Origin of the sequence: Paenibacillus sp. 1_12 (genome assembly GCF_900114475.1) — a bacterium.
Lineage (GTDB): Bacteria > Bacillota > Bacilli > Paenibacillales > NBRC-103111 > Paenibacillus_S.
In genome coordinates, this window is sequence record NZ_FOTE01000002.1 from 106,947 (window position 1) to 126,861 (window position 19,915).

Consider the following 19,915-nt stretch of genomic DNA (forward strand, 5'->3'; position numbering starts at 1 on the left):
ACATCTTATATACGTAGTGAGAGCTAAACTAGATGGAAATTCGAACACATTGCAACAATTGAACGAAAAAGCCGCACTACATCAGATAGAAGTTACCTTCTAAAAATTGTGCGGCATGAACATTTATTGAATACTTAGACGGTATGTATCCAGCCAGGTACCATCTTTGAATAAATAGTAATCGTAATAATAGCGGTCAGGATTGGTTTCTTCGGCAGCGAGTTTGTAGAACACTTCCCATACCAGGTTGCCATTCCACACTCCGGGCACCATACGCTTAATCGTAGCTGTTGGTTGACGGGCCAAAGTGAGAGCTTTCGCCTTATCAGCATCAATGCCATCTGCCGCCATTTGTGTGAAAATTTGGTCCTCGCTGACCCAAACCACAAGCTTTTGACCTATTTTATCTTCCCCATGAATAATCGTGTAGGGCCGTTCGCCGACAAATCTCTCCACCTTTGAAACTTGGGTTAAAATCGTTTTCTGGTAAGCGGTTTGCACGGCATTACGTTGAACCTGCCATTCTTTTTCTTGAATCGTGTTGTAAAAATTAATGCACAGAAATAACAACAAGGCTGCAACGAGCACCGCTGCTGCTGTTATTTTAATTTTCATTGCGCTGATGCTCCTGTTAACCGCTCAAAGCAGCTTTGCGCTTCAAACAGAATTTTTTCTTCATCAAGAGTTAAGCATACTCCGTCCTTGACAATTCGTTGCCCGTCGATCCACACATCACTGACATCTTTAGCAGATGCGGAGTATATCACATGGGAAATAAAATTTGTTTTCGGGAAAAAATGCGGTTGATCGATATCCAAAGCAATGAAATCAGCCTTCATTCCAGACTGCAGGGCACCTACGTCATCCAACCAAATGGATCTGGCTCCATCCAATGTACCCATTCGAATAGCGGCATCAGCTGGAACAGCAACAGGGTCTCCGCTCACGCCTTTATGAATTAATGCGGCAAGACGCATTTCCTCAAACATATCCAAATTGTTATTGCTGGCAGGACCATCTGTACCTAGTGAAACCTTAATTCCCTTACGCAACAAGTCCGGTACTCGTGCCACACCGCTTGCCAGCTTCAGATTACTTCCCGGATTGTGGGAAACACGGACATCATATTGTGCCAAAATATCAATTTCCTCGTCCGTCAAATGGACTGCATGAGCTACAATGGCCGGTCTTGAGAACAATCCAAGCTTTGCTAAATGAGCTACAGGTCTAGCTCCATATTGTTCGACATTTTCCTGAACCTCACGTGCTGTTTCAGACATATGTGTATGAATTGGCAATTGAAGCTCATGAGCTGCGGCAACAATTCGTTCAATATAATCGGGAGGGCAAGTATAAGGCGCATGAGGAGACATCATCGTTGTAATGCGTCCACCTGCTTTGCCGTGCCAATCGATTGCAAATTGCTTGGCTTCTACCAGCTTCGCTGTTTGTACCTCAGGAGGGCATAATCCAATAACACCACGAGTCAGGACTGCACGCATTCCGCTTTCCTCAACAGCTTTGGCCACTTCATTCATATGATCATACATATCGACAAAAGTTGTCGTTCCACCTTTAATCATTTCCAGAATAGAGAGCAGAGTACCAGAGCGCACATCATGAGCCGTAAATTGACCTTCCATTGGCCACATTTTCTCCTGAAGCCATACCTGCAAAGCCAGATCGTCACCATAGCCGCGCAGCAATGACATTGCAGCATGGTTATGGGTGTTCACAAGACCCGGCATAAACAACTTCTTGGAACCGTCAATACGCTCGTCATACTGTTCAAGCGGCTGAGGAAGCTCTTCTCCTATGTAAGTGATTAAATTATTTTCAATGGTCATATAGCCTTGAATAATTGGTTTTTGCTCATTTAATGTTAGAAATGTACCATTCATTATGATTGTTTTTGTCATTGTCACCCGAATCCTTCCTCGCATTTAGCTTCAACTTTTACTGTACAACTTCAATGTTTTAAAATCAAGTATGGAAGCCATCAGCAGCCAGATAACCGTTTACATAAATGAACTTTCATGAACATATCTTGAATTGGATAAACTATCATTGCATTCCGTTACTGCTATATGGTATTTTTAATTTTGCATGAATTTTTATCGCCAAATTTCTACATAATGAATCTAATTACTTCGAATATTATTAATTTATTGTTAATATAGAAGTCAGTTATGCTTCACATGCTTACGAAGTTAGTTTTGATTTACAAAACTTTAAGTCCATGCTTACGTAGTTAGTTTTGCTTCACAAAACTTTAAGGAGGCTATTACATGCTTTTTGCCAAAAAAAATGATGCAGACTTTTTGCAACTGCTCGTGAAATCATCAGAAAACACGCTCGAGGCCGCACAAATGTTTCGCAATGCGGTTATGGGAGATCAACCCCCTGCTTCCTTCTGTCCCCAATTAAAGGAATTAGAACACAAGGGTGATCAAATTACACATCAAATTTACAAAGGTCTTAATAAAGTGTTCATCACTCCCATCGATCGTGAAGATATTATGGAGCTGGCCTCCAAGCTTGATGATGTCATAGATGGTATTGAAGCATCAATAGCCCGTTTCGACTATTTGAATATTAATGTAAGCGATCATTATATGAAAGAATTTTCTGCTGTAATCGTAGCGAGCTGCCAGCATATTCTCGATTCGTTTAAATTACTGTCCAAGAAAAAATATTTACAAATCAGTGAGCATACCGTACAAATCAATTCACTCGAAAATGATGCGGATCGTTTAATGCGTGAAGGCATTCGCGAAATCTTTATGAACCCCAAAGACCCCTACCATGATTTCAAATTAAAAGAAATCTATGAGCGTCTTGAAGAAACAACAGATGCCTGTGAGGATGTAGCCAACATTTTGGATAGCGTCATTATGCGTTATTCGTAAGCTGTGTGAAATCGCTAGGAGGAAATTATGTTAACTACATTAATAATCATTGTTGCGTTGGCACTCATCTTTGATTTTATCAACGGGTTTCACGATACAGCCAATGCCATTGCTACATCTATCTCTACTAGGGCCCTGACTCCCAAATTCGCAATCATCTTTGCATCCGTGTTAAATTTTATAGGCGCTGTGTATTCCTCCGAGGTTGCCAAAACGGTAGGCGGCAAAGTAGCTAATCCAGCTACCATTCCACATGGAGTTGAAATTCTGATCGCTGCGCTGCTCACAGCCATTATATGGAACCTCATTACTTGGTACTATGGGATTCCTTCCTCCTCATCGCATACATTAATCGGCGCTTTGGCTGGCAGCGTCATATCCGGAGCCGGCTTTGCAGCTTTAAACTGGGATGGCTTCAAAGAAATTGTTATTATTTTGGTCCTTTCGCCTATTATCGCCTTTGCTACTGGCTTTATCATCATGTGGATCATACGCAAGCTGGTTATTGTCAATGGCAATCAATCGCGATCCAAGATGAATCGGATGTTCCGTTTTTTCCAAATCTTTTCCGCTGGTCTCCTGTCATTGTCCCATGGTGGCAACGATGCTCAAAAAGCAATGGGCATCATGGTGTTCGGACTTGTAACTCTGGGCTATCAAACCGATCTAGACGTGCCCTTATGGGTCAAGCTTGCTGCGGCAACCGCAATGGGTCTTGGTACCTCAATAGGCGGCTACAGAATCATTAAGACGATGGGCAGCAGACTGCTGAAGATCGAACCCATTAATGGTTTTGCATCCGATTTGAATTCATCGATCATCATTCAAACCTCAACAGCCATAGGAATGCCTTTATCGACTACACATGTTATCTCCTCTTCGATTATCGGAACAGGAACCGTTATGAGATTCCATGATGTTAAATGGGCTACTGTTACAAAGATGATTATGACCTGGATTATTACAATACCGATCTCGATGATCCTTTCTTTTGTGATCTATAAAATAATTGCTTTATTCGTGTGATTTCCTTATCAGCTTTACCATCACAAAAAGACCGTTCGCCAGCATACTGCTGTGAACGGTCTTTTTGTGATGGTCGTTTGAAGGAAAATAGCTGCAGATGTATTTGTTTATTTATTCTTCATCCAAATAATAAGCCAAGCTTTGCAGCTCCGTAGTGAAATCTGCATGATGTACACGAATCTCATTTGGTACTTTAATAATTATCGGGGCAAAATTTAGAATTGCCTCTACACCGCCATCTACAAATTGATTAGCCACATTTTGCGCTTCTATAGCTGGGACTGTAATAATTCCAATCCTCACCTGCAAGCTTTGAATGGTTTCCTTCAACTCTCCCATGGGCTTAACCTTGAGATTGTTAATAGATTCCCCAATTTTCGAATGATGGGCATCGAATATCGCTACAATTTTCATATTATCCTTCAGGTAGGCGTTATAATTGCACAACGCCCTGCCCAAATTGCCTGCCCCGACCAAGGCAACCGGAATGACTTTATCCAGCTTAAGAATTTGACGTATTTTTTCTATCAGGTAATCTACATCATAGCCGATTCCCTTTTTCCCAAACTCACCGAAGTAAGCTAGATCCTTACGAATTTGGGCTGGATTCAGATCCAACTTCTGACCCAAATCCTGCGAAGAAACGGTATGCACACTTTTTTTACTAAGCTCGTTCAGATAGCGTAAATACACGGGAAGCCTTCGAACAACTGCTTCCGATATTTTGATCGTTTTCATGCTTCGCTTTCTCCCATCCATTGCTTGATTCTACCCACTAATTGGCTCGTAGGCATATGTTCGATTTTGGGTCCGGGTAGCGAATACAAAAAGTATTTTCCATAGGTCGAATCTATTACACGGGTATCATAAATAATGACAATACCTTTATCCTTGGCTGTGCGAACGAGACGTCCAAAACCTTGCTTGAAACGGATGACGGCCTGTGGAACTGATAATTTCATAAACGGATTTAAGTTCAGTTTTTTCAAGTTCTCCATCTTCGCTTCGACTAGAGGATGGTTCGGAGGTTGAAAAGGCAAACGGACAATGGCCAGACACGTTAAAGCATCACCAGGAATATCCACACCTTCCCAGAAGCTGCTCGTACCCAGCAGTACACTGGACGGACTGTTCTGGAACAGCCGCGTCAGCTTGCTGCGGTTGCTGCTATCCACACCCTGGCCCAACACACCAATACCGAATGGACTCAGCTTCTCTTTTAATGCAGCGTGGGTAAGCTTAAGCATCCTGTTCGATGTAAACAACACCAGCATACGTCCCTTAGTTTCAAGAGCGACCTCTGCGAGGGATTGAGACAAATTGTCTAGAAAATGCTTATCGCCTGAGTTGCTGCGAATACTTGGAAAGTCCCTCGGTATTGCAACCAGTGCCTGCTGCCGATAATTGAATGGAGACTGCAATTGTACGGTTTTAAGCTTGGCCTCAGGCTCATTGGTTTTCAAGCCTAATTGTTCGCAGGTATAATCGAAGGATTTGCCGACTGATAATGTCGCTGAAGTCAAAATAACACTGTCCTTGGCTTCAAAGAAGTGCTCCTGAAGCATTGGACTGACGTCGATTGGTACACTAATGAGCTGAATAGACTTATTTTTGCTAGTGCCCGCTTCGAGCCAGTACACATAGTTATCGTCTGTCAAAGCCATGAAAAAGTGAAGATTGTCCCTCAGCCTGTACAGCTCCTTCACCGTACCGCTTATATCAGTCACCAAGCCCTGCACATCCAGAACTTCCTGCTGATCCTTGACTTCGTTAAGGAGTTTATCCAGTTTCTTTAATACTTCACTCAGTTTTAAATACATGTTCTCTTCCAACACCAAAAGCTTATCCCAGCTTGGCGGTTTGTCATCCTTCTTAAGCCGATAAACCAACTGTCCACCTTCAGTTTGTTGAGAAGGATCAGAACGAGTAGACAGCAGCTGGTAGAGCAAATCTGTCAGCTCATCCCATTCTTCTTTGATCTGCAGCAGCACAGGTAGCATCGTGTCTAAGACCTGACTCCATATCAATCCCTTATCACCATCTGCCTTGCTTAGTTTAGAGCTTAATAAAGGCAGCTGGCCATTACGGCTGTCCTTATAGAGCCACCACAAGGTACCGACAAATGCACCATACATCACTTCGATGCCCAGATGCTTGCTGGCTACCTCTTCGAAATGATGCGCTTCATCAATCACCAAATGCTTATAGCTTGGAAGTAGCCGGCTTTCTGCCTTCGTATCCGTAAACAGCATCGAGTGATTCGTAATAACTAGATCTGCATTTCCTGCATTGTTACGAGCGCGGTGGTAAAAGCATTTTTTAAACCATGGACACGCTCGATTCAGACATGAATCCGAGTCGCTCGCAACCGAATGCCAGAACTGTGTACCTTTTCCAGTAAAATGAAGCTCTTCATCGTCGCCATGCTTGGTTTCACTTAGCCACACCAGCATTTGTCCTGCCGTCAACCGATCTTCCTTGCCGTGCTCAAAATCCTGCTGACCCATTTTGGTCTCAAATTTGCGCAAGCATAAATAATGGCTTCTTCCTTTAAAAACAGCAGCACGAAAGCCTACAGGAAATAAATCCATCAATAGTGGAATGTCTCTTTCCCTTATCTGCTCCTGCAAATTAATCGTATGCGTACTAACGAGCATTTTTTTGTCATGCTTCAGCCCGTAAAATAAAGAAGGAATTAAATAACCAAGCGATTTGCCCGTACCGGTCCCTGCCTCAATCATCAGATGCTGCTCCTGCTCGAACGCAGCTTCAACCTCAGCCAGCATGATCTCCTGGGCTTCCCGATCCTCATAAGCTGCAAATCGTTCCTTCAGGGCTTGCTTCAGCTGAGCAAAGAATACAGCAAAATCATCTGGCAAGATTAATAAATCTTTCTCTTCCCGTACCGAATCCTCTTCGCCCCAGTCCTTGACTGCAAGCGTGAACTGCCGATAATTTTGTCCTTCCGAGTCTTCATCTCCCGCAAACATTTCCTTGAACATGATCATTTCACGAACAAACCAGCCAAAGTCGGTCGTAACCTCATCAAATACCATGGATAAACGCTGCAACGTTAGCAAGGACAATTCCTGAAATCGCTGCAGACAGCGTATCCATAAAAGCGCAGTGACCTCTGCGTCACTATCCGCCTGATGCGGTCTCTCATGCTCAATACCAAAGCTGCTGCATACCATGCTTAGCTGAAAGCTGGATAAGGACGGAAACAGTACGCGAAGGGCATCAATCGTATCCAGCACCTTACCATCAAACGCAAAGTATCCATGCTCATCCAAGGCTCTTTGCAAAAAGGACAAATCAAAGGCTATTGCATGACCGACCAGGACACAATCCTGTAAAAGCGGCACCATACGTGCCATAACCGTATCCAGCTCGGGCGCATCTTTAACCATTTCGTCATCGATGCCTGTTAAAGATATTATAGAAGAAGGTATACTGACCCCTGGATTAACCAGAGAAGTATACCTGTCCGTGATGGTATCATCTACTATTATGACGAGGCCAACCTGAATAATGCGGTCCGTAGTCTGGCTCCCGGTCGTTTCAAAATCCAAAACCGCGAATTTCATTACTCTTCAGATACTCCTTCGTTCTTGTTTCTTTTAAGCATACCAATACTCATCAAAAAAGGGAATAGTAAAGTTACCAATAAAAATCAAGATGTCCTTTTTTTTCACTGCATAACCCCATTTCAAGAAGAGGCTCTACACTAGATGGATCTGATTGAAATGCCAGATTGAAGTATTCGGAAGCCTTGTCTACATTCTCCTCCTGCATTTGAATACAACCCATGGCACTACAGGAAATAGCTTTAATTTGATGATTTTGTGTGCATTGTGATAAGAATATAAAATGACCGTAACTGTCCGAAATGTCGCCTTTTTGTAAAAAGCTCATCGCTAAATAAAGTCTCGCCAATGTGAAATCCGGCTGCTCACGAACTAAAGAAGTAAATTCCCGAATCGCTTCGTTGAACATCATCAGTTTGTAATAACCTTGGCCTCTTACAAACCCTGCCGAACGTACATCACCCAATTCCGATTTCATTCCATCGGTTATAGCCGCTGCTGGCTGCTGATCCCTGTAAAAACAAGCAAGCTTCTCTTCAAACAACAGCCATTCTTCGATAAAAGTGTCGCTCATCGTTTTGAGCATATGCAGCTTCTCATCAAGCTCCCGTTTGTGCACACCTGCTGCCGTTGAATAATAAACAGCCACTTCATCAAGCATTTCGTTCATTGAGGTAAAAAGATGTTTGAACATGAGCGCATCCCACCTTAAGCTTGAGCATACCCTCATTTTTCGCTTGAAAGCCACTTTTCATTCGTTACAGCACGGTGGAATGAATTTCTTCTTTAAGTACGCTGACAACCTCATTATTTTCGCCCATAATGGCAATACTCGGGGTATGCTTTTTGGCTTCCTCGTCAGACATCATCACAAAAGATAATATAATGACCGTATCTCCAGGGTGAACCAGACGCGCCGCGGCACCATTCAAACAAATGACTCCAGATCCGCGTGGACCCGGAATGACATACGTTTCAAAGCGAGCACCATTGTTGTTATTCACAATCTGTACCTTTTCATTAGGAAGAATATCGATCAAATCAATTAAATCCTCGTCGATTGTAATACTTCCCACATAGTTAAGATTAGCTTCCGTAACGGTAGCGCGGTGTATTTTGGATTTCAGCATCGTTCTGAACATAGTAGATAACCTCCTGTGTGTTGCCGCTTATCGATGTAAGCTATTCCTGCAACTGGATAATAACATTGTCTATAAGTCTTGTCTTCCCAAAGCGGACAGCCAAAGCAATAATAACTTGCTTCGCATCTTTCAAACGTTCAATTGGCTCTAAATCAGGGTAAGCAAGTATTTCTATATAATCGATATCCGCTAACGGCATTTCCTCTATTTGTTTACGTATGGCCTGTTTCAGCTCTGCTGTGGGCAAATCCCCACCCGCTTCTATTGTTTGCCTTTCCATCTGCTTTAACGTACGCGAGAGCACGAGAGCTTGTTCGCGTTCCTCCGACTGCAGGTAAACATTCCGTGAGCTCATGGCTAATCCATCCTGCTCACGAATGATCGCACAAGGTACAATCTCGACCGGCATATTTAAATCCGTAACCAACTGTTTAATAACCGCTACCTGCTGGGCATCCTTCATCCCAAAAAAAGCTGCATTAGGCTGAATGATTTGAAACAGCTTCGTAACGACAATACCAACACCGTCAAAATGCCCCGGTCGTGAAGCGCCGCACAGCTGTTCAGTAACGCCTGATATCAATATTTTCGTTTTGCTGGGCCGCGGGTACATTTCTGCCGTAGATGGGCTAAAGACGAAATCCGTACCAGCCGCTTCCGCCAGTGCCAAATCACGAGCTTCATCACGCGGATAACGTTCAAAATCCTCATTAGGACCAAATTGCAGTGGATTAACAAATATGCTGAGCACTACAATATCACATTGCTGGCGTGCCGCTTGAAGCAGGCTTGCATGTCCTTGATGAAGAAAGCCCATTGTTGGCACAAAACCGATACGTATGCTAGGCTTATCAGCTCTTAAATTACTTATTACATTCCGCATATCCTGTATTTGACGTATGAGCTCCAATTTGGCTCCTCCTTATCTACTTGCTGCTGCCATACAGAACAGCGGCTACTTCTTCGTCCATATGAAAAGCATGCTCGCGAGCAGGGAAGCTGCGGCTCTTTACTTCATCTACATATTGCTTTAAACCGCTGCGAATCGCTTCGCCCGTTTCTGCATAAACTTTGACAAATCGTTTGGGCGCCATATGGGATCCATAGCCTAATGCATCGTGGAATACCAGAACCTGCCCATCGCATCGCGGACCAGCACCAATACCGATCGTAGGAATCGATAACTGCTCTGTAATGTGCGCGGCTAGCTCCTCTGTTACGAGCTCAAGCACGATAGCATATGCTCCTGCCTGTTCCAGAGCTTTAGCTTCATCAAGCAGCTTGCGGGCTTGCTCCGAGCTTTTCCCTTGAATCTTATACCCGCCAATTTGATGAATCGACTGCGGTGTCAAACCGATGTGACCCATAACCGGAATACCTGCCCTTGTACAGGCCACTACGGCTTCTGTGATTTCCAAGCCGCCTTCCATCTTCACGGAGTTGGCCAATCCCTCCTGCATAATACGAGCTGCATTACGCAGCGTTGTATCGATACTGCCGTGATACGTCATAAATGGAAGATCCGTCACGACAAAGGTTGATGTGGCCGCTCGCACAACGGAGCGTGTGTGATATATCATATCCTCTAATGTAACGGGGATTGTGGATTCATATCCAAGAACAACATTACCCAGAGAGTCTCCAACCAGAATCGCATCAATACCCGCCTCCTCTGCCAACCGTGCAGAAGGATAATCATACGCCGTTATCACAGATATCGGATTTCCGTCTTGCTTCATTTTCTTAAATTTGGTAATCGTGTTCGCTTTGCGTTTATCCATGCTAACACCTGCTTTCCTATTGCTTAGGTTACCACTATCACAAACAAAAAAACCTTTCAGCCAAGGATAGGCAAAAAGGTCACATGAACAAACATCATATGATCCTTCTGTCTCGGTCCGTTAGGCTCAGAGCAGAATCCGACATATTCATAAAGCTTTTCAGTTGTGCCTCGTCGATCTCATATCCAATAAATGTGAGTGCAATTCATCACTGATATCGCCTCATATTAACTTCATTATAACAAAAATTATATCCGACGAACAGACATTATTTTTACCTGGAGCCGAATTCCACATTACTTGAATACCATTTTGTTAAGGAGCCGTCAGCAAGACGGACAACAAGAGCTCCGGTATCATCAATGCTTTCTGCCGTTGCCTCTACCCATCCTTGCGGCCCTTGCGAACGAACCGTACAGCCAAGTGATACATTCAGCGCTTCCCACAACAGCTTCACAGGTGTAAAACCTTGCTCATGATACAGCTCGTACAAGGTTTCCAGCTCAAGTAAAAACTGGCATAACAGCTGCGTACGATCAATCTTATGAGCGGCTTCTATGGACAAGGAGGTAGCTACTGATCTTAATTCTTCAGGAAAATCGTCCAAATCCAGATTGACACTTATGCCGACACCTGCAATTACGTGCTGCAGCTTTTCTTCATCGGCACTCGATTCCAACAGAATACCGCTAATTTTTTTGCCCTCGATCAACAGATCATTGGGCCACTTGATCCCAACGGGAAGCGAGGTCAGCTTACGAATCGATCGGCACAACGCAACGGCTACCAAGAGCGTAAGCTGAGGGGCAAATTGAAGGGGAATCCGCGGCTTCAATATCAGACTCATCCAAAGCCCTTTTCCTTTCGGGGAATGCCATTGACGCCCCATTCTGCCGCGGCCCGACGTTTGATGCTCAGCAATGACCAGTGTTCCCTCGTCAGCACCTTCAAGTACCATCGAATGCGCTAAAGTATTCGTGGATTCAACCTCATCATAATACAAAATTTTGCGTCCTAGCACCCGAGTCTCCAGCAGTTCCGAAATATGCTCGATATCCAGCTTCTCAGGCTTACTAATGAACCGATAACCCTTACGTGATACTGCTTCAAAGACATAACCCTCTGCGCGTAAACGCTCAATATGCTTCCATACCGCAGTACGACTGCATTCCAGCTTATTGCTCAACTCTTCACCAGAAAGAAATACATCCGGATTACTGACAAATAATTGTACAAGTTGCTCATTTATATTCATTCATTCGTACCGCTTTCTTACAGATTATGTTGATTGACGAACCGGACTGCCTCCACTATAAGCAGATCGGATTCATTCGGTAGTCGCCCAAGCGCAGTTTCCTGCAATAAGTGCTTGAGAACCTCCGTCACCCACGGCCCCGGAGGTTTGTCCATATGGGCAAGCAGCTCCTTACCTCCGACCTGAAGCTGCTTCAGACTGTCTACGACCAAGGTGTCGAGCCATTCCACCCCGCGTTTAAGTAAAACAGAGCTTGTCACAGCATCTATGCCTTGACTTTCCATCCATTGGGGATCAACAGTCAAAATAGCATGAAGTGTAAGACATGCTTCTTTACCGTAAGCCAAGGCCCCGAGCTTCCACAACAGTTCAAGCTTTTTCTCATGCATTAGCCCCTGCTTAAATTCGTCCGTAATCAGGAGCATCTCATCCCTAAGCGAATAGGTTACAGCTGCGACCCTATAAATCCTTTTTATCTGCTCCGTTGAAAAGGTAAGCACTCTCATATCCGCTTCGATTTCAGCAGCATTCAAACCGATAGACACATATAAATACGTCCAACGCGCAGCTGGAGCCGATAACAAATGTATAGCAGCCGGCATATGCTTTTGATCCAACCAAGCTAACTTCAATGCTTGCTTTGTTTCCCGGAGAATACCACTCGCAGCTAGCAAACCGAGAGCTTTGACCGGATCCGCTCCTGCAATCATCCGTTCCAGTTCCATACGGACCCGCTCCATCGCAATATGCTTGAGAAGCCGGGAATGCTCACACAGAGCCCTCCACGTTTCCGCCTCTACCTCCAAGCCATATTCAGCGGAAAATCGAATACAACGAAGCATACGCAGCGCGTCCTCGGTGAAACGTTCTGAAGCGTTGCCTACACATCTTAGAAGCCCATGCTCAATATCCGCTAGACCACCAAAAGGATCAATTAATTTTCCTTGCTGATCCAGAGCCATGGCATTCATCGTAAAATCACGCCGCTGTAGGTCTTCATACAGACTGTCAATAAACTGCACCTCGGTAGGACGACGAAATTGCTCATACTCGGACTCTTTACGGAAGGTCGTCACCTCATACATATGGGCTCCAATAACAACCGTAACCGTACCATGCTGTAACCCTGTTGGAATCGTCCGTTCAAAGAGATCCAGCACCTGCTGGGGCTTGGCTGAGGTAGCAATATCATAATCCTTGACGGCACGGAGCAGCTGCTTGTCACGCACACAACCACCAACCAAATAAGCCTCGAATCCATGATCCTGCAGCTTCGTAAGAACAGTATAAGCCCCTTGCTCCATAATCTCCTTCATTCCTTCACTTAACAGTTTAACGGTCTTAGTTTAATTTCATCGGGAATCGGGAGTCCAAGTACACGATAGTACATTTCTTCATATTGTTGGGTTATAAGATCATTACAGAACGTATAGCGTGCCCGATATAAACAGGCTTCAGTCACTTTCTCATATAATGCAGTGTCTGTAAGCAGCTGCTTCGTATATTGTGCCATTTGATCAATATCACCGATATCCGCCAAAAATCCAGATTCTCCATGTACGATCAGCTCTGGGATTCCCCCTGTATTGGATGCTACTGTAGGTACCCCACAAGCCATTGCCTCAAGTGCTACCAGTCCAAAGCTTTCCTTTTCCGAAGGAAGCAGCATCACATCAGATAACGACAGCAATTGTGCCACATCATCCTGCTTACCGCAGAATGTAACCCGGTCCAGCAAGCCCAGCTCTTTTACCCTACACAATACTTTGGATAACTCCGGCCCTTCACCCACAAATAAAAGACGACTTGGTACATCCTTGGATACTTGATTGAAAATTTCAACTACGTCGGTTACCCGCTTAACTGGTCGAAAGTTAGAAATATGTATTAATATTTTCTCATCCGGCTGGGCAAATTCTTTACGCAGCGCTGTCACTTCTCTTGGATAGTACACTCGTTTATCCACAAAATTATAGGCCAAATCGATTGGTTTATCTATGGAAAGCAGCTTACGCGTCTCATCAATTAAATCCTGTGATACTGCGGTTACGGCATCACTCTGATTAATTGCAAACCGAATCAAATCGCTCAGCGACTCATCCTGTGCCAATACGGTAATATCCGTACCGTGCAAGGTTGTCACCACCTTCAACTGATTACCAACCATCTGCTTTGCCAGCAACGCACAAACTGCATGCGGAATGGCATAATGCACATGCAGTAAGTCCAGACCTTCCAGTTGGGCCACTTGTGCCAGCTTACTCGCAAGAGACAGATCATAAGGAGGATATTTAAACACATAATAATCGTTCACTTCTACCTCATGATAAAAAATGTTTCGATCAAATTTACCCAATCGAAATGGCATGCTATGTGTTATAAAATGGACCTCGTGGCCTTTTTCCGCCAACAGCTTGCCGAGCTCCGTCGCTACCACTCCAGAGCCTCCGAGCGTCGGATAACAGGTAATTCCAATTTTAAGACGTTCCTTCATGGGAATTCCTCCATACATTAAATTGCAAGCTTGAGTATAATTAAAATTGTTGAATAAGATAAGGTACTTTAGTCACGAAGCCTTCCGCAAAAGCTAACATGCGTTTCTGGCCCAACATCCGGTCTTTAGCAACGATTCGTTCCAGATACCCCTGATTGAGTGGGGTATGGACATAGTCATTGTGGCTTCCAACGGTTTCAAATTGAGATCGGTAAGCTTGCAGAGCCTTCATTTTCAGCTCATGTACGTCGGAAATATCAACAAGTAAATCACTTTCAAATACATCATTAATAAAATAAAAATACAAGGCTTCTACCGTATGTGCCTCGGTTTCTGGCTCATAACGTCGAAGCTTCGCATTAAATACCGCTTCTTGGACCAATTTGCTGCAGGCAATATGATCGGGATGACGATCCTCCCAATAAGGTGCAAAAACAACGCGCGGCTTGTGCTTGCGGATTTCTTGCGTTAAAGCTGCAATCTGCTGAGCATTCATCCACAAGCCCCGATCCGGTAAACCAAGGTTGCTGCGCACAGCCAACCCCAAATCAGCCGATGCCAATTTAGCTTCCTGCTGACGGATTTCTACAGTACCGTTGGAGGACATCTCCGCATAAGTTAAATCACAGATACCTACGCGGCGACCTGCTGCAGTATGCTTGCAAATAGTCCCTCCCATTCCGATTTCTGCATCGTCCGGGTGCGCGCCAAAGACAAGCATATCCAGAGATGAGCTCATAAAAGCTCACCTGGCTTATACTTGTGTACTAATTCTCGCCATGCAAAGTCCCCGCGTTCAAGCGCCTTAACCAAAATTTCCGCGGTCGCTATATTCGTTGCGCATGGAATTCCTTGCACATCGCATAGACGAAGCAAAGCAGTAATATCCGGCTCATGCGGTTGTGCCATTAAAGGGTCACGCAAGAAAATAATCAGATCCATTTCATTGGTCGCCACCATAGCACCAATTTGCTGATCGCCGCCAAGAGGTCCTGACATGAAGCGGTGAATGGAAAGTTTGGTCGTATCCATAATTCGAGTGCCCGTTGTACCTGTAGCGAATAAAATATGATTTTCAAAAACCGTCTCATAAGCGATGATAAAGTTTACCATCTCGTCCTTTTTACGGTCATGTGCAATCAGTGCGATGTTCATCTCATTAAATCTCCTCTGCGCCTTAATCTATAAAATGCTCAAAACCGTAAACAATTCCTGTCAATTCCATCACCTTGTTTACTGCTACCTTAACTCCTGGCATATAACCTGCACGATCATAGGAATCATGTCTTATTTTCAATGTTTGGCCAAATGCTCCAAAAATAACCTCCTGTTGAGCAAACACTCCAGGAAGGCGTACACTATGTATCCGAAAACCGTCGTATAGTCCGCCGCGTGAGCCTTCGATCGTTTCCGTTTCATTCGGATTTCCTTGACGCATTTCTTCACGGCTTTGTGAAATCATCTCAGCTGTTTTAACAGCTGTACCTGAGGGCGCATCCAGCTTCTGGTCCCCATGATACTCGATAATTTCCAGATTAGGCATGTACTTAGCTGCCTGTGCAGCAAATTTCATCATAAGAATAGCCCCAATTGAGAAGTTGGGAGCTATAATACCGCCAATACCCTGTGCTTTACATTGCTTGTCAAACTCTTCAATATCCTCAGGTGTAAAGCCCGTTGTCCCAATAACAGGACGCACTTTATATTTAATAGCCAAGGCCGTATTAGCGACCACGGAATGAGGCGTAGTAAAATCAACCAATACATCTGGTTTCCCTTCAACAAGTGCCAATTCCAAATCATTCGTAATCATAATACCGCAAGGTTCAAGACCAACTGCTCGACCAGCGTCCAATGACGAGTCAGCCGAGTGGCTTACTGCTGCCACGAGCTCCAGACTCGCATCCTCCAACACCATCTTAACAACCTCACGGCCCATACGACCGCTCGCTCCAGCTACTGCAACACGAATTTTACTCATCTATATCCAATCCTTTCGTCATTCATTCGAATCATTATTTTTATTTTTTAATCGCTGCTGATATTCCAGCATTAGACGCCTCCCCACTTCATGCTGCGGATCCAGCTCAAGCAATGTGTGAATGGCACTGATGGCTTGGTCATATTCCTTAAGCATAGCGTAACCATGGCCAAGCAGCAAATAGGCTTCCAAACACAATGAGTCCAGCTCTATTGCGCGCTTCAGTAACGAAACAGCCAACCAAAGCTGCGCTTCGTTTTCAGTTAAATGGCGTTCTGCCTTAAGAATAAACGCCTTGGCCTGAAGATTTTGGAGGTGTAATTGATAGGTAGTCTCTCGACCATCCATTTGAACAGCCTGCCTCGCGTGTTCAATTGCTTTGTTAAGCTTATTGCTCCTGGCATAGGTAATCGATAACTTATAATGAAAGGCAGCGTTGTGAGGATTCATTGCAATCGCCTGCCCAAACCATTCAACTGCTTGCTCAAAATCGTGCATTAAAATTGACTCATAGGCCTTCTTGATCTGCTCTTCTCCATCCATGCTGCCCATTCCCTTCTACAAAGGTGATGGTTCAGCATATGATAATCACTCCGTATCGGTGTTTATTTTTGTCCAACGATCTGCATCTCGGGTCCGAAATTTGTGCATAATTTTATCATGCGCCTCTGTAAGATCCAGCCCCAAAGAATTTGCAAAACATATCGTAATAAACAAAATATCACCCAACTCAAGCTCAATTGAGTTGTCAGCTTCAGAGGATTTTTTGGGCTTTTCCCCAAACTGATGATTGACCTCGCGAGCAAGCTCGCCAACCTCTTCGGACATCCGCGCCAGCATGGACAATGGACTAAAATAACCCTCTTTATACTGTGATATGTAAGCATCTACTTCCTGCTGCAGCTCTGCGAGCGTCCGTTCTGTCATTGCGAAATCGTCACCAACCTTATTTAAATAACCGCTAATTTCAGGACTGAATGGATAAAATACCTCTCGTTTCAAGCCCTTCATTCCATGTTATCGCAAACAGGATAGGATGACAAATTTTTTTTGAGTGTTTATTAGACATACTAAAGAAAAACATCCGGAGATTCATTCGCACTCTACCGTACTGCTGGTAAAATGATTGAGGAGGCCTTGTTAATTAATGCAAATAAAAGCTGGAATCAACTGGCTGCAATCCATTCTTCCCATTATAATCGGGACAGCCATATACGCCTTCGGACTGCACTATTTTATAATACCCAATCGTTTAATGGAAGGCGGAATAACCGGTATAGCCTTGCTTATTAACTATGTTTTTCATATCCCACTTTCCATAACGACCTTAGTGATCAATATTCCCCTGTTTATCGCAGCCTGGAAAATATTCGGAAGAGAATCTATGATCTACACGGTTACTGGAACGCTCTCGCTTACTTTTTTTTTATGGGTGATGGAGCGGCTGATTGTTAGTGGGTGGGTGTTACCTTTTCGAACGGAGCAGGATTTCTTTCTTGTAACGGCGTATGCCGGACTTACGCTTGGGGTAGGTTTGGGAATTGTATTTCGTTTTGGAGGAACAACCGGAGGCACAGATATTATAGCGAGAATTGTGCAAAAATGGAAAGGCTGGAGTATTGGACAGATCATTCTTCTTTTCGATGCAATTGTCATTGGTTCTGCCATTTTTTTTATTCCCAAGGAACAAATCTTATATACCTTTGTGGCCGTGTTTATTACGAGCAAGGTAATCGATATTATAATTGAAGGTGCGTATGCAGCACATGCATTTACGATTATTTCCGACCATGCTGAGCAGCTAGTCAGTATCATCACATCACAGACCGATCGTGGTGCCACTTTAATCCCTGCTTATGGCGGCTACTCTAAAACACCAAAGAATATGGTCTACTGCGTCGTCTACCGTCAAGAAATGAAAAGGCTCAAAGACTTGATCCGAAACGTTGATCCTCGCGCTTTCATCATTATCAACGAGGTACATGACGTACTTGGAGAAGGCTTTAAGCCTGAATAGCTTAATCTTCAGCTGATTTGTTCACCACGACGAGTCCATTATCCTTTTTGGAGAGTCGCCAGGCGGCAAACGCCAAAACTGCCAATATCACCGCGCCAATTATTAGTTTCCATATAATCGGATTTTGATCATCTATGATTGGCAAGTAGGCCGTTGCATCTTTTTTCAGGAACAAGATATCAATGGTATTGCGTAAGGAAGGTATTACGTTGATCACCTGTTTAAAAGGCTCTTGTTCGGAACGAACCTGGTCAGTCACGAAAATGACTAGAGAATCCAGCTTCTCGATCTCTGTAGGGTCCCTACTAATGAGCAGACTTGGATGTATGATAGCGATGTGCTGACGAAATGAAATAGCGGCTTGGCTCAACTCAGGTTTCTTCTGATCTTGTGAAGCCTGCTCCATTTGCTTTAGATCATTCAGCAGCGGACTATAATATTGAAGCCACATGGGTTCATTCGGATGTGTCAAGGCGTCTGTAGCCAGACGAATCGTGGCGACTGATACTTGTCCCTCAGCAGGAGATAGCTTGACCGCATTAAAGGTGCGCTTGGCTTGAGTAATGGCTTCTGTCAACGCATTCAATCCTTCTACCGTCGTGATCCCTTCGTAACGGATTTGCGGGATTTGCTCACTCAGAAGCTGAAGAACAGCTCGTCCACCGTCCAAATCTCCTTGCATGACCTTTTTATACATGTCATCAGCTGTTTGATTAAGCACCTCAAGCTTTTGCAATTGATCCTTTGCCGGTTTGGGTGTGAGTGCCTGATCCGTGGGCAACTGTGACTGGGAACAAGCCGTCAATAATTGAACACCAAGTAATAGTGTCAATAGTAGGCTTCCTGTTTTCCCTTTTTTCATAAACCACATTGAACATCCCCCCTAGAGTTACTTATCTCGTAAGCTTCATCTATCCTCAAGGTATGGGGGGATGTCCAAATTTAGACCTGTCTTTTTTCTAGCATTCTGCGAACTTTCATTAGAACCCAGGCCAGTATGACACTTACAAAGCTGAGCAGTACAGTAAAAGCAGCAACAACAGGAACATCATCATCCAATGATGCGGGAAGCCATGGAAATACGCCTACAACATAATCCATATAATCGTTCCAAAATGTCCAAAGAGCTGCGACAATAATAGCATTAACCCGATATGTATATAATCTCGTATATAATATAGCTTCTGCAGCCATTCCCAAATGGGATATGGTCAGCATCCAATCCTGCCAATTGACGGAATCTCCTTGATAAACTCCTGCCCAGATCATACTAACCGCCCATACCCCATATTTAAAAGAAGTAATAAGAGCAAGTGCTTCAATCAAACTGCGAAACCAACTGCTTTTCGGACTTTGACTGCGATTCTTATATGAATCAAACAGCAGGTATGCAATGACTCCGGTAAAAAAAAGACTTGCTGTTGGACTATCAGGAACAAACGGCAAATAAATCGGAGACATCGTTTGTGCTGTATATACGAGCTGTCTCCAGTACCATTGGTATCCATAAATCGTACCAAGAAAGTTTACCCAAAATAAGGTCCAAAGCATAAATCTGCTGGATAGAAAAGCCTTTGAAACATAGGTTCGAATCGACATACTTAACAATGGAGTTCCTCCCGTATGAATTCAAGGATATACGGCCTAACCGTCATTACGACGGAACACGTTTGCCTGGAAAAATCCCGAAAGTTAAGTTCCAGTACTTTCTGGGATTTTGAAA

The 19,915-nt window shown here is 44.1% G+C and carries 21 protein-coding genes; 3 read left to right on the forward strand and 18 right to left on the reverse strand.

Features of this window, described 5'->3' with window-relative positions; genetic code table 11:
- Positions 1-123: 123 nt before the first annotated feature.
- On the reverse strand, positions 124-615 hold the full coding sequence (locus BM210_RS04445) for a cell wall elongation regulator TseB-like domain-containing protein (RefSeq protein WP_091164940.1): 492 nt from the start codon (positions 613-615) through the stop codon (positions 124-126).
- Positions 612-1,919, reverse strand: a complete 1,308-nt coding sequence (locus BM210_RS04450; protein WP_091164942.1) for an amidohydrolase — start codon at positions 1,917-1,919, stop codon at positions 612-614. Before BM210_RS04450 ends, BM210_RS04445 begins: the two co-directional genes overlap by 4 nt.
- A gap of 369 nt (positions 1,920-2,288) precedes the next feature.
- Here BM210_RS04450 and BM210_RS04455 point away from each other — a divergent pair, with 369 nt between their 5' ends.
- On the forward strand, positions 2,289-2,909 hold the full coding sequence (locus BM210_RS04455) for a DUF47 domain-containing protein (protein WP_091164944.1): 621 nt from the start codon (positions 2,289-2,291) through the stop codon (positions 2,907-2,909).
- 27 nt (positions 2,910-2,936) lie between these two features.
- Complete coding sequence (locus tag BM210_RS04460) at positions 2,937-3,935, forward strand: inorganic phosphate transporter (RefSeq protein WP_091164948.1); 999 nt, start codon at positions 2,937-2,939, stop codon at positions 3,933-3,935.
- 111 nt (positions 3,936-4,046) lie between these two features.
- On the opposite strand, the gene BM210_RS04465 is transcribed toward BM210_RS04460, so the two are convergent.
- The 14 genes from BM210_RS04465 to BM210_RS04530 all read right to left on the reverse strand — a co-directional run bounded on the left by BM210_RS04465 (position 4,047) and on the right by BM210_RS04530 (position 17,102).
- Positions 4,047-4,673: a redox-sensing transcriptional repressor Rex gene (locus BM210_RS04465; protein ID WP_091164951.1), complete on the reverse strand. Its 627-nt coding sequence runs from the start codon at positions 4,671-4,673 to the stop codon at positions 4,047-4,049.
- Complete coding sequence (gene dinG / locus BM210_RS04470; RefSeq protein ID WP_091164953.1) at positions 4,670-7,522, reverse strand: ATP-dependent DNA helicase DinG; 2,853 nt, start codon at positions 7,520-7,522, stop codon at positions 4,670-4,672. The genes BM210_RS04465 and dinG overlap by 4 nt, the downstream gene beginning before the upstream one ends.
- A 73-nt stretch (positions 7,523-7,595) precedes the next feature.
- Positions 7,596-8,216, reverse strand: a complete 621-nt coding sequence (locus BM210_RS04475) for a tetratricopeptide repeat protein (RefSeq protein ID WP_091164955.1) — start codon at positions 8,214-8,216, stop codon at positions 7,596-7,598.
- A 64-nt stretch (positions 8,217-8,280) separates the two neighbouring features.
- Positions 8,281-8,664, reverse strand: a complete 384-nt coding sequence (gene panD / locus BM210_RS04480) for an aspartate 1-decarboxylase (RefSeq protein ID WP_091164958.1) — start codon at positions 8,662-8,664, stop codon at positions 8,281-8,283.
- Positions 8,665-8,704: 40 nt separating this feature from the next.
- On the reverse strand, positions 8,705-9,574 hold the full coding sequence (gene panC / locus BM210_RS04485) for a pantoate--beta-alanine ligase (RefSeq protein ID WP_091164960.1): 870 nt from the start codon (positions 9,572-9,574) through the stop codon (positions 8,705-8,707).
- A gap of 16 nt (positions 9,575-9,590) precedes the next feature.
- Positions 9,591-10,445: a 3-methyl-2-oxobutanoate hydroxymethyltransferase gene (panB, locus tag BM210_RS04490; RefSeq protein WP_091164962.1), complete on the reverse strand. Its 855-nt coding sequence runs from the start codon at positions 10,443-10,445 to the stop codon at positions 9,591-9,593.
- Between the two features lie 274 nt (positions 10,446-10,719).
- A complete protein-coding gene (locus BM210_RS04495) occupies positions 10,720-11,700 on the reverse strand; it encodes a biotin--[acetyl-CoA-carboxylase] ligase (RefSeq protein WP_091164964.1) in 981 nt (326 codons plus the stop codon).
- A gap of 17 nt (positions 11,701-11,717) precedes the next feature.
- Positions 11,718-13,016 carry a CCA tRNA nucleotidyltransferase gene (locus BM210_RS04500; RefSeq protein WP_091164967.1) on the reverse strand — a complete coding sequence of 433 codons (1,299 nt, stop codon included), beginning with the start codon at positions 13,014-13,016 and terminating at the stop codon, positions 11,718-11,720.
- 8 nt (positions 13,017-13,024) lie between these two features.
- Positions 13,025-14,194 (reverse strand): N-acetyl-alpha-D-glucosaminyl L-malate synthase BshA, encoded by a 1,170-nt coding sequence (bshA, locus tag BM210_RS04505; protein ID WP_091164970.1) that lies wholly within the window; start codon positions 14,192-14,194, stop codon positions 13,025-13,027.
- A 40-nt stretch (positions 14,195-14,234) separates the two neighbouring features.
- The gene (gene bshB1, locus BM210_RS04510) at positions 14,235-14,933 is read right to left on the reverse strand and encodes a bacillithiol biosynthesis deacetylase BshB1 (RefSeq protein WP_091164972.1); all 699 of its coding nucleotides are present in this window, start codon (positions 14,931-14,933) and stop codon (positions 14,235-14,237) included.
- Complete coding sequence (locus BM210_RS04515) at positions 14,930-15,349, reverse strand: methylglyoxal synthase (protein ID WP_091164977.1); 420 nt, start codon at positions 15,347-15,349, stop codon at positions 14,930-14,932. The genes bshB1 and BM210_RS04515 overlap by 4 nt, the downstream gene beginning before the upstream one ends.
- A 22-nt stretch (positions 15,350-15,371) precedes the next feature.
- Positions 15,372-16,175 (reverse strand): 4-hydroxy-tetrahydrodipicolinate reductase, encoded by an 804-nt coding sequence (gene dapB, locus BM210_RS04520; RefSeq protein ID WP_091164979.1) that lies wholly within the window; start codon positions 16,173-16,175, stop codon positions 15,372-15,374.
- 18 nt (positions 16,176-16,193) lie between these two features.
- The gene (locus BM210_RS04525; protein WP_091164981.1) at positions 16,194-16,718 is read right to left on the reverse strand and encodes a tetratricopeptide repeat protein; all 525 of its coding nucleotides are present in this window, start codon (positions 16,716-16,718) and stop codon (positions 16,194-16,196) included.
- Between the two features lie 45 nt (positions 16,719-16,763).
- Positions 16,764-17,102, reverse strand: a complete 339-nt coding sequence (locus tag BM210_RS04530) for a nucleotide pyrophosphohydrolase (RefSeq protein ID WP_091166121.1) — start codon at positions 17,100-17,102, stop codon at positions 16,764-16,766.
- 220 nt (positions 17,103-17,322) lie between these two features.
- Here BM210_RS04530 and BM210_RS04535 point away from each other — a divergent pair, with 220 nt between their 5' ends.
- On the forward strand, positions 17,323-18,192 hold the full coding sequence (locus tag BM210_RS04535) for a YitT family protein (protein ID WP_091164983.1): 870 nt from the start codon (positions 17,323-17,325) through the stop codon (positions 18,190-18,192).
- Between the two features lies 1 nt (position 18,193).
- Here BM210_RS04535 and BM210_RS04540 read toward each other — a convergent pair whose 3' ends face one another.
- Both BM210_RS04540 and BM210_RS04545 read right to left on the reverse strand, forming a co-directional pair.
- Positions 18,194-19,063: a sporulation protein YpjB gene (locus tag BM210_RS04540; protein ID WP_091164985.1), complete on the reverse strand. Its 870-nt coding sequence runs from the start codon at positions 19,061-19,063 to the stop codon at positions 18,194-18,196.
- A 71-nt stretch (positions 19,064-19,134) separates the two neighbouring features.
- Positions 19,135-19,791, reverse strand: a complete 657-nt coding sequence (locus BM210_RS04545; protein ID WP_091166123.1) for a DUF1405 domain-containing protein — start codon at positions 19,789-19,791, stop codon at positions 19,135-19,137.
- Between the last annotated feature and the right edge of the window lie 124 nt (positions 19,792-19,915).